The organism is Kiloniella sp. EL199, from assembly GCF_900313065.1.
Lineage (GTDB): Bacteria > Pseudomonadota > Alphaproteobacteria > Kiloniellales > Kiloniellaceae > Kiloniella.
On the sequence record NZ_OMPU01000012.1, the window covers coordinates 34,822 to 45,772 of the forward strand.

Genomic DNA, 10,951 nt, shown 5'->3' on the forward strand with positions numbered 1-10,951 from the left:
AGCCTCTGAGCTAAAAAATACCAGCTTCCAGCCCGGCCGCCATCAACATACCAAGTTCTGCGCACTGATCTTCAAAATCTGGTTTATAATCACCTCGACAGATCAAGGCATCTTCCTGCACAGGATTCCAGCGTAAGCCCGTTACAATCGTCTCAATAGCACGCTTGGTGCCAGTTCCATCGTGCCCGGCCCTGATATAAATGCCATAAGGCAATCCTTGCTTAACTTCCAGGCAGGGATAATAGATACGGTCAAAGAAATCCTTCAATGCACCGCTCATATAGCCAAGATTTTCTGTCGTCCCCAATATGATCCCATCGGCCAGCAAAACATCTTCTGCATCCGCCTCAAAAGGCGTTCGCACCACGACATCTATTCCCGTAATATCGGGACTCTTCGTACCTTTTAGCACTGCGTTACGCAGCATCATGGTATTGGGTGAAGGTATGTGTGCAACGATCAGAAGACTTTTATTCATAAAGCAAAATCTTAAATAGGGATGACTACACTTATTATTCCAAGAACTGTAGGATATCACTAATGGCCTTATTTTCAGATTAATTTCGAAAGCTCACACAAATATGTTCCAGCAAAATTCATCCGGCGAGAATAAAGTTGTTTTAATAACTGGTGCGACCAGCGGTATTGGTCTGGCAACCGTCGAAAAGCTTAAAGACGAAGGATATTGCCCCGTTTTAACCGGACGTAATTCAGACAAAGTAAAATCATACGCTGAAAAACTCAACATACCCGGTTATCAACTGAATGTAGCAAGCGAAGAAGAATGCGAACGGATTGTTGAAGCCGTCGAGCAAGACGTCGGGCAAATCTGGGGGTTAATTAACAACGCCGGTATTTGGCTGGAAGGCTCTTTTGAGGCCTATAGCACGGCTGATATCCGCGCTGTTATGGAAACCAATACGCTCGGCACGATGTTCATGACACATGCTGTATTACCCAAGATGCTCAGTCGAAAAGCAGGTGCCATTATCAATGTTGTTTCCACTGGCGCACTCTATTGTCGTAAATCAATTTCCGTTTATGCCGGAAGCAAGTGGGCCATAAGAGGCTTCACGGGCTGTATAGAAGTTGAATGCGCCCCAAAAGGTGTTCGCGTTATGGGATTTTATCCAGGCAAGGTTGATACCAATATGTACTCATCTGCGGGGATAGAAAGAGATCTAGAGGTTGCCATGACACCCACCGACGCCGCCAGCATGATCGAACGCATGCTCACAGACGACAAAATTTTATGGGGGCACGTATCTGGTCGCAGCATTCATGACTATCTGTAAATCCAATATCTCTCCATAACACAAAAGGCCTCGAAAAGGATTTCGAGGCCTTTTGTTTGTGTGACGATTTTAGCGGATTAGATAATCGCAGTACGCACCTTAGCAGAAACCATTTCACTAAGAATCACAGCAGCAAAGATAACCAGCAGAATTAAAGAAACCTGCGGCCAAGCAAGAACGTTGAGGGAAGACTGCATCTGAAGTCCAATTCCCCCGGCACCGACCAGTCCAAGAACCGTTGATTCGCGGATGTTAATATCCCAGCGGAAAACGGAAATCCCAGCAAAGGATGGCATAATCTGAGGCACAATCGCATAGGCCATAACCTGCCACCTGCTCGCACCAGTTGCTGTTATTGCCTCAACCTGTTTTTCATCAATTTCTTCAATTGCTTCATACAAGAGCTTGGCGCAAAACCCGATGGATCGTAACGCAATGGCAATGGTTCCGGCGAAAATACCGGGGCCAATGATCGCCACCAACAACAAGGCCCAGATCAAAGAGTTGATCGAACGCGAAGAGACAATAATCAAGAGCGCAGGCCAACGGCAAAGAATGTGATGCGGCGTCGTGTTACGCGCTGCCATAAAGGCAACAGGCACTGCAATAATCAAGGACAGAACAGTCCCTATCGTTGCAATGTTGATGGTATCCCAAAGTGGTTTCCACAAATCATTGATGTAGGACCACTTGGGGGGTATTGCCCGTCCGCCGATATCTCCGGCAATACGCGGCGCATCAAAAACAAAAAACCAGGTTGTTGCCTCTGAAATGGTTTGCCAGCAATACATAATTACGGCAACAGCAACAAAATACACAAACCACCGTGTTAACTGAGTATTTCGATCTCGAACAGTCCAGATTTTTTGACCATTTTTATTGATAGATACAGCCATTATTGTAACCTCGCCCGAATAATGCCCGAGAGATATTCAAGCAGCATAACAATCGCAATAATCATGATAATAATTGCAGCAGCCGTATCAAATTCGTAACGATCAAACGCAGTGTTCAAAGTCGCACCAATCCCCCCGGCTCCGACTAGGCCAAGAATCGCAGATTCACGGAAATTGATGTCCAGCCTGTACATGGACAATCCGATCAAGCGAGGCATGACCTGTGGCTGAATACCATAGGTAACCCACTGCCACCAGCTTGCCCCGGTCGCCTTGATTGCCTCAGCCTGTGAACGATCAGTATCTTCGATATCTTCCGCAAGCAACTTGGCTAGAAAACCAATTGTCGCAAAAGACAAGGTCACAAAACCTGCAAAGGGTCCAAACCCAAAGATCGCGACCAGTAGAATGGCGACAATGATTTCATGCAACGCACGGGAAATAGCTATGATTCCCCGACAGACGAGATAAACTGGTAATGGTGCTATGTTTCGCGCCGCGCCAAGTCCTATAGGAATAGAAATCAGGATGCCACAAGCCGTAGACGTAATGGTCATAATGGCAGATTCAGCCATCCCATCAATAATATCTGATTTTCTGCTTAAGAAATCCGGGTGTGAGAATGCAAGAATGAATTGCCAACCACGGTCCAGCCCTTCGTAGACACGTGCCCAATTCACATCAAACGAACCAAAAGCCAACACCAAATAAATCAAGCAACCGGAAATCAATCCCCACCGCACAAGTGGGTTCTTGATCATCGGTGGCTTACGCCATTTGCGCGAAGCAGTTATAGAAGCGCTCATGCAACAGCCCCCTGTTCTGCCTCACCATCCTCGTCTTCATCCACCGTTTCTATTGTGGCTTCCCAGTCTTCTTCACCGTAGATTTCAGTCAGAATCTCTGGCTTAAGTTGATCGGGAGGGCCATCATAGACAACTTCCCCAAACCTCAGACCAATAACCCGTTGGACAAACATTTGCGCCAACGCAACATCGTGAATGTTAATGATTGCAGCCAAATTACGTTCTGCACAGAGCTCACAGATCAATCGCATAATCTGGCGAGATGTTTTCGGATCGAGAGAAGCCGTCGGCTCGTCCACCAGTAGTAACTCCGGATCCTGAATCAATGCGCGGGCGATCCCAACACGCTGCCGCTGACCACCAGACAGTTCATCCGCGCGTTTGTCTGCCATGTGATCAAGACCAACACGTTCCAGCAAACGAAAAGCTTCATCAACATCGCTTTGCGGATACTTACGGAAAAAAGAACGCCAAAAGCCAACGTACCCCAAGCGCCCGGACAGAACGTTTTCCATAACAGTCAAACGCTCGACCAAGGCGTATTCCTGAAAGATCATCCCCATACGACGTCTTGCCTGACGCAAGGCCCCAGAACCAAGCTTTGTCAGTTCTTTACCATTAAGCGTAACACTGCCCGATGTTGGCTCAACCAAGCGGTTGATGCAGCGAATAAGCGTACTTTTCCCTGCACCCGATGGCCCGATTAACGCGACAACCTGCCCTTTGGGAATCTCAAGCTCGACCCCTTTGAGAGCCATGTCACCCGTTGCATACTGCTTGGTAAGTTTATTCAGGTGTAACATGCTATATACCTGTCATATCAATAACACACCCGACACCTTGAAAGATGCCGGGTTGTTGTAAAAAACTCAAATATTCTTGTTACTTACAGGCGTAAGATACATTGTTAGCCGCATCAATTTTACGGATAACATCCCAGAATTTTTTATAGGTCATTGGTATGAACTGGCTTTCTTTGGATTTCTCAAACTCTCTTTCCAAAGATGACCCTGCCCATTCAAAACTAAAGAACGCATCTTTAATTTTGTCTTGAAGTTCCGGTTTCAAGTTATAGGCAACCCCGTAGCCTGTTGTCGGGAATGTCTGTGATTTATAAATCGTCTTAACCTGATCTTCCTTAATCACATCCCGTGAGATCATACGGAACTTCACAGAGTTTGCGATAGAAGCCGCGATATAATCCTTATTGGCAACACCAAGAATAGAATTATCGTGTTTTCCAGAGAAAGTCGCTTCGAAATCGCGATCTTTTTCCATATCAAAGTCAGCTTTCAGGATCGCTGATGGCGCTTTAAATCCAGAGTTTGATGTGGGTGACGTAAAGGCCAACGCTTTGCCTTTTAAATCCTGAACTTTTTCAACGCCGCTGCCCGGATAGGTAATGATTTCCATTTCATAGCCAAAGCTGCCGTCTTCCCGTGCCATAATCGTAAAAGGACTGAAACCGGCACAATTCACAGCAAGAGGGTTGGACCCGGTGTTAAAGCCTGCGATATGAAGGCGTCCCGACCGCATTGCTTCGATTTGGGCAGCATTTGATTGAACTGGGAAAAAGACAACATCTTTCCCGGTTTTTTCTTCCAGATAAGCAAGAAAATCAGACCATGCTTCTTTATAAACAGCAGGGTCTTCAACAGGTGTATATGCAAAAATCAATGTGTCCGGATCCAGCTGCTTCGATGGATCTGTCGGTGTATCGGCAATCATATCGCCATCAACATCACAAAAACGCGTATCCAGATCCCCACGGGCACAATCCTGAGCCGTCGCAGTTGATAGATTTAGTGAAAAACAGGCTAGCACACTGGCGCAGCCAAAAAGAATGTCCCGAAATTTCATCAATACCTCCCTTAGTATTGTATCGCCCATTGGTTCTATTTTGTAAGAACATGTGCAACATCAGAACATGCTCTTGTGTGATGACATCTATAAGATGAGTTTATTTTTTGTTTTTTCTCACCTGACTAGTTTCAATTGAAGCATAGTATGATTTCATTTGAAACATTGTTTTGAGGTTTATGGCACTAATTTTTTATGCAAACTTAAACATGGCCTGCCCAATCAACCATCAAAATATCTGAGTTTTGCATAACCACCACAACTAAAGCATCACTGAAGAAGGAAAAACTCTTTAAAAAACCATATCACAAAAATGAACGACAATGAGTCAAGATATCCCCCTTTTCCGATTTCATGTTTTTCATCCACCCTAAAATCGCTTTGAATATTTAATGCTCAGTACACACCTCTCTTAACATACCATAGCACTCAAAGAACCTGTAAAACAATTTTAAGTTGCATATACATATTCCAACCCAAGTGTAAATACCCTCTCCTACACGAAAATTCAAAAGATGTTTGATATTTTGAACAAGCCAAAAAACTGACCACATCACATAAGCGCCACACAAATCAAATAAAGCTCTAGCAGCAAAAATAAACAATAAATATCAACAAAATAAATGAGATGATTCTTCTAAAAACATGTATTTTCTCTGCTTTTCCAAAAATTTTAATTAAAAAAATAAAACAAAAACAAGCACACAATAGAGAATTACCTATTGTGTTTAATGGCTTATTAATGAATCCCCACCACACTCATAGAATGCATTGAGTACAGGTATGCATATTTCCATAAGTACGGTTTGAAATTGTTTCCTTGGTTCTCAGGAGGTATTTCTCGGTCATGAAGTTGGAAGTATCCGGCCAAACAGCAACAGTAGACCTGGCACCAGGCCTTGATATATTTGTTGCCGAAGAGTTGCTTGCACTATTCGTTGAAGCCGACAACAAAGGCTTTGATTTAAATATCAATGCAGGAGGCGTGGAAAAAGCCTCTACCGCATGCCTACAGATCATACATTCAGCTGCTGTCAGTTGTATCGAATCAGATCGTACATTCCAAATTACCGATGCTTCTGATGCGCTTGTTACTTCCTTTAAAGATCTGGGCCTTTATTCAAAAATTACCATGCGGAGCTAAAAGGATATGGGATTAAAAGTTCTAGCTGTAGATGATTCAAAAACCATGAGAGACATGGTTTCCTTTACCCTTAAGGGCGCAGGACACAATGTTCTTGAAGCTGCCGACGGTTGTGAAGCCCTGCAGGTACTCGGCGGAGATCGCGTTGATCTCGTCATTACAGATGTAAACATGCCTAACATGGATGGCTTGACGCTGTGTAGAGAAATTCGCGCCAACCCGACCCACCGCCTGACGCCTATTCTTGTTCTTACAACGGAAGCAGACGGAGACAAGAAAAATGAAGGGCGAGGTGCCGGTGCAACAGGCTGGATCGTAAAGCCGTTCAACCCTGAAAAACTGTTACAAGTCGTCAACAAAGTTTGTCCTTAAGCTCGGGATTGTCTCAAGCTCGCGTAAACTAAACAGGATCCTTAAATAAGTACGGTAAAGGAAGCTGCCATTTAATCGCCGATCTACGATATTTTCATAAAAAGGGGGAAATGTGAGTACCAATGATTTTGACCTAGATCAGTTTAAAGCCACCTATTTTGAAGAGTGTGCAGAACTGCTCATAGATGCAGAAACACGGCTTGCCGACCTACAACACAACCCTGAAAATGTTGATGCAGAAGATCTCAACGCAATCTTCCGTGTTGTCCATTCAGTAAAGGGTGGAGCCGGTGCCTTCAGTTTCGATCAGCTCGTTGGTTTTGCGCATATATACGAGGCTCTGCTAGATCGTATGCGTCAGGGGCAAATTCAGATTACAGAAGAAATCGTCAGTCTGTTATTAACTGCCAATGATATCCTGACAAATCTTATACAAGCAGCACAAGACGGGATAAGTGTTCCCGAAGAAGATTTTGTTGATGTCAAAAACAAATTGAACCTTCTTGCGTTTGGTGAAGATGATTCTTCACCCGTAGAGGATACCGAAACCACGGCAACATCCGATCCAGATAAAGGTTTAAAAAAATACCTCATTTCTTTCATTCCCAAGCCTGAACTTTTGCAGCACGCAAACGAACCACTTTTACTCGTGCGGGAAATGAAAGGCTTAGGAGATTTAACAACAACAGTTAATACAGACCGTCTTCCAAATATTCAAAAACTTGTCTCTGATGAAGCTTATTTTTCCTGGAACTTTGAACTCGTTTCAGAATGCAGCCTGAACGACGTAGAAGAAGTTTTTGAGTTTGTCACAGAGGATTGTGAATTGGAAATCACAATTGCCTCCCCTGATGACACTTCAGATCAAGCTGACACACAAGAAGTATCCGAGACATCTCCCCCTCAAACAAGCGCACCAGAAAAATCGCTTGAAACAACAAAAGAACAGGCTGTTGCCGCCATGCAGGCGCCAACAATTCCCTCTCCGCCCCCCCCAGCAGCACCGGGTCAAGCACCAGCCGCAGCTGCAAGCCCAGCTGCCCCACGTGTTTCGTCCATTCGTGTTGATCTGGACCGTGTTGACCGTCTCGTCAATATGGTAGGAGAACTTGTAATAACGCAGGCAATGTTACGTCAGCAAGTTGATAACTTGCCCCCCGAACTCGCAGCCTTCATGGCCAAAGGTTTTGAAGATCTGGGGATGCACACCCGCGAAATTCAGGAATCTGTCATGGCTGTTCGTATGCAGCCTGTAAAATCTGTGTTTGCCCGTATTCCCCGATTGGTACGCGAACTCGCCGCCAAGCTGGGTAAAAAAGTTGAGCTGGAAACATCCGGTGAACATACAGAAGTCGATAAAACCGTTATTGAACAGCTTTCCGATCCCCTTATTCATATGATCAGAAATTCCTTGGATCATGGCATAGAGGAAACCCCGGAAGATCGCATAAAAGTCGGAAAGCCAGAACTTGCTATCGTCAATCTATCTGCTGAACACCGATCTGGGCGCATCCATATCATCGTTACCGATGATGGCCGGGGTATCAATCGCGAACGCGTTAAAAGCAAAGCGATTGAAAAAGGCATTATAAGTGCTGATGAACATCTGTCAGATGAAGCCATTGATGATTTGATCTTTAGCCCAGGATTTTCTACGGCAGAAGAAGTCACCGATGTTTCAGGCCGTGGCGTCGGCATGGATGTTGTTCGTCGCAATATCAGCAATCTTGGTGGTCGTATTTCCGTTCAGTCCAGACCAGGGAAGGGCACAAAGTTTGTAATGTCCCTGCCCCTTACTCTCGCTGTTCTGGATGGAATGGTCGTTGCCGTAGGCAAAGAAAAGTTCATCATCTCCCTGACATCAATCATAGAAAGTTTACGCCCAGCGAAAACAGAACTGCACAAGCTTTCGAACGGTGCTGATGTGGTTTCATTGCGTGGCGAATATATCAGACTGGTCAGATTGCACAGACTCTTCAACATACCAAATGCTCAGAAAGATCCATCCAAGGCCCTTGTGGTTGTTGTGGAAATCGAAGGCGGAAAGCAAGTTGGCATTTTGGTCGATGAACTCCTAGGTCAACAACAAGTTGTTATTAAAAGCCTCGAAGAAAATTACGACCCGGTCGACGGTATTTCTGCCGCAACAATCCTCGGTAACGGTATGGTTGCCCTTATTCTTGATGTGGATGGCCTTGATGCGATGGCACGACAGGTAAACCATAGATCAGATCGAAACGATCTTGAAAATGAAAATACAGACACGACCCTACTCTCTGAAAACTCTAAATCACTAATTCAAACTGCTGATATATCAGAAGAGAAGGTCGACATACCGCTGTCGAAGGAAACTCAAAATCTTGAAGTGATGGAGCAAAACTAATGCAAAATAACAGCCTCGTTGCCCAAGAAAATAAAGCTGTCACATCCACAACAGATGCTGATGGAACAGAGCTTGCCTTGCCAGAAGATTCAGGACAGGAACAATTCATCACCTTTACCGTCGGGGAACAGGAATATGGCGTGGATATCATGTCCGTTCGCGAGATCAAGGGTTGGACAGAAACGACACTTTTACCCAACACCCCGGACTATATGCGCGGCGTCTTAAATCTTCGGGGCGTTATTGTCCCCATTTTTGATCTCAGATGCCGCTTCGGACTTGGAGAAACAGAAGCAACAAATCTGCATGTCATTGTTATCATTGCTGTAAAAGATCGCATGGTCGGTATTCTCGTTGATACAGTTTCTGACATTCTAACGATATCTAACTCTGATATCAGGGACGTTCCCAAGATGGAAACATTGATAGAGGAAGAATATTTGTCCGGGTTAGTAACGATTGAGGGACGGATGGTCGCTTTGCTTAATCAGGAACGCCTTTTTGACACTCAAGCCATTGAAACTGGCATCTCGGCAAGCCTGACCGAAGAAACCTGAACCAAAAAAGTTTGTAACAACAAGGTTGTGCAACCTCAAAAACACAACCAATGAAAGAATTTGTTACCAAGTCAAAAGCTTTGAGTAAAAGCACAGAAGTGTAGACGGAGAGATACAAATGGTTACTTTTTTGAACAATCTTCCAGTGAAGTTTAAATTTGGTATCGCCCTTTTGATACCGGTTTTAGGCCTCCTGTTTTTCTCCATCTATACGGTACTGGACAAAAACGCGACGGTTCAGTCCATGGAAAGAATCAGGCATATTGCTGAATCTTCTCTGGATATTGGTACTTACGTTCACAATCTGCAAATAGAACGTGGTACATCTTCAAGTTATATAAGCTCCAAAGGTTCTCGCGACATCAAAAGCCGACTGGATGAACGTCGACGCCTGACAAATGAATCACAACAAGCCATTACCGAGAAGCTCGAAATTTTACTCGCAGAATCAACCAGCGATGTTTTTTCCAACAAAATAAACAAGGCTAAATCCAGATTAACAGAGTTAGAAAAATATCGTTCCGAAGTAACAAATCTGAAGCTAACAGTTGCTGAAATGGCAAGTTTTTATTCCAGGACGATTGTTGATCTTATCAATATTGTCGCAGAAATGCCTCTGCTTAGTGATAACGGTGCTATATCAAATGAAATCACCGCTTTAATTGCACTAATGCAAGCAAAGGAAAATGCAGGTGTTGAGCGAGCTGCGGGTACAGCCGGATTTACATCAGGTTCTTTTGACACAGCCAGATACAATCAAATGATCAGCCTATCCAGTAAACAGGACAGCTATTTCTGGATTTATCAAAACTACGCAACACCAAAACTAAAATCACTCTACACAGATATGATCAACAGCACCTCCTCCAAGCGTCTGGAGGAAATGCGCAAAGTTATCGCAAGTTACCCGGATAGCTTTGATCTCGCAGGTATCAGCGGGCAGGATTTCTTTAACACAACATCTGATCGTCTGGAAATCATCAGAGAAATAGAAGTCATAGCAGAAGAATTGCTTATCGAAGACATTGAGCATGTTGAGCATGAAGCTTTCACAACAGAACTTATATTTTTATGCATTACAGTTGTAGTACTCATCATCGCGATAAGTTTGGGAGCGACCATTACTGTGGGTGTAAGCCGCGCGCTCACTCAACTGGTGACACTGGTGACCGATAACGACGCAGAAGTAAATATCAATCCAGGTCGTAAGGATGAAATTGGTGTTCTGGGCGATTCCTTGCTTGCTTTTGTTGAGGAGGCAAAAGAGAACGAACGCATTGCCATTACAAACACCAGAATCAAGTCGGCTCTTGATAGCAGTTCAGCGAACGTAATGGTTGCCGACAATAACTTTGACATCATCTACATGAACGATGCTGTTCTCGAGATGATGCGCGAAGGTGAAGCAGATATCCGAAAGGATCTTCCCGGCTTTGATACAAATAAGCTCCTTGGTGACAGTATTGACCGTTTTCACAAAAACCCTGCACACCAGCGCTCAATGCTTGGCGCTCTGACAACGACTTATCAGGGCAGAATTGAAGTGGGTGGAAGAAGCTATGATCTTGTTGCCAACCCCATCACTAATGAAAGCCAGGAACGATTGGGCACAGTCGTCGAATGGGCTGATGTCACAGC

The 10,951-nt window shown here is 44.5% G+C and carries 11 protein-coding genes; 6 read left to right on the forward strand and 5 right to left on the reverse strand.

The window, feature by feature from the left end; all coding sequences use genetic code 11:
• Window positions 1-10 precede the first annotated feature (10 nt).
• The gene (locus D9A03_RS14765) at window positions 11-478 is read right to left on the reverse strand and encodes a flavodoxin family protein (protein ID WP_120497997.1); all 468 of its coding nucleotides are present in this window, start codon (window positions 476-478) and stop codon (window positions 11-13) included.
• Between the two features lie 103 nt (window positions 479-581).
• On the opposite strand from D9A03_RS14765, the gene D9A03_RS14770 reads away from it, so the two are divergent.
• The gene (locus tag D9A03_RS14770) at window positions 582-1,295 is read left to right on the forward strand and encodes an SDR family oxidoreductase (RefSeq protein WP_120497998.1); all 714 of its coding nucleotides are present in this window, start codon (window positions 582-584) and stop codon (window positions 1,293-1,295) included.
• Between the two features lie 77 nt (window positions 1,296-1,372).
• Here D9A03_RS14770 and phnE (D9A03_RS14775) read toward each other — a convergent pair whose 3' ends face one another.
• The 4 genes from phnE (D9A03_RS14775) to phnD form a co-directional block, all read right to left on the reverse strand.
• Entirely contained in the window at window positions 1,373-2,191 is an 819-nt protein-coding gene (phnE, locus tag D9A03_RS14775) for a phosphonate ABC transporter, permease protein PhnE (RefSeq protein WP_120497999.1), read from the reverse strand.
• Window positions 2,191-2,997, reverse strand: a complete 807-nt coding sequence (gene phnE / locus D9A03_RS14780; RefSeq protein ID WP_120498000.1) for a phosphonate ABC transporter, permease protein PhnE — start codon at window positions 2,995-2,997, stop codon at window positions 2,191-2,193. Before phnE (D9A03_RS14780) ends, phnE (D9A03_RS14775) begins: the two co-directional genes overlap by 1 nt.
• Window positions 2,994-3,800, reverse strand: coding sequence for a phosphonate ABC transporter ATP-binding protein (phnC, locus tag D9A03_RS14785; protein ID WP_120498001.1), 807 nt, complete (start codon window positions 3,798-3,800; stop codon window positions 2,994-2,996). The genes phnE (D9A03_RS14780) and phnC overlap by 4 nt, the downstream gene beginning before the upstream one ends.
• A 79-nt stretch (window positions 3,801-3,879) precedes the next feature.
• Entirely contained in the window at window positions 3,880-4,857 is a 978-nt protein-coding gene (phnD, locus tag D9A03_RS14790) for a phosphate/phosphite/phosphonate ABC transporter substrate-binding protein (RefSeq protein ID WP_120498002.1), read from the reverse strand.
• A gap of 847 nt (window positions 4,858-5,704) precedes the next feature.
• Between phnD and D9A03_RS14795 the strand changes: the two genes are divergently transcribed.
• The 5 genes from D9A03_RS14795 to D9A03_RS14815 form a co-directional block, all read left to right on the forward strand.
• Window positions 5,705-6,001 (forward strand): STAS domain-containing protein, encoded by a 297-nt coding sequence (locus D9A03_RS14795; protein WP_120498003.1) that lies wholly within the window; start codon window positions 5,705-5,707, stop codon window positions 5,999-6,001.
• 6 nt (window positions 6,002-6,007) lie between these two features.
• A complete protein-coding gene (locus tag D9A03_RS14800; protein WP_120498004.1) occupies window positions 6,008-6,373 on the forward strand; it encodes a response regulator in 366 nt (121 codons plus the stop codon).
• Between the two features lie 112 nt (window positions 6,374-6,485).
• The gene (locus tag D9A03_RS14805; protein ID WP_120498005.1) at window positions 6,486-8,756 is read left to right on the forward strand and encodes a chemotaxis protein CheA; all 2,271 of its coding nucleotides are present in this window, start codon (window positions 6,486-6,488) and stop codon (window positions 8,754-8,756) included.
• Window positions 8,756-9,313 carry a chemotaxis protein CheW gene (locus D9A03_RS14810; RefSeq protein WP_120498006.1) on the forward strand — a complete coding sequence of 186 codons (558 nt, stop codon included), beginning with the start codon at window positions 8,756-8,758 and terminating at the stop codon, window positions 9,311-9,313. The genes D9A03_RS14805 and D9A03_RS14810 overlap by 1 nt, the downstream gene beginning before the upstream one ends.
• A gap of 118 nt (window positions 9,314-9,431) precedes the next feature.
• The coding region (locus D9A03_RS14815) for a nitrate- and nitrite sensing domain-containing protein (RefSeq protein ID WP_120498007.1) at window positions 9,432-10,951 on the forward strand (1,520 nt) is incomplete at its 3' end.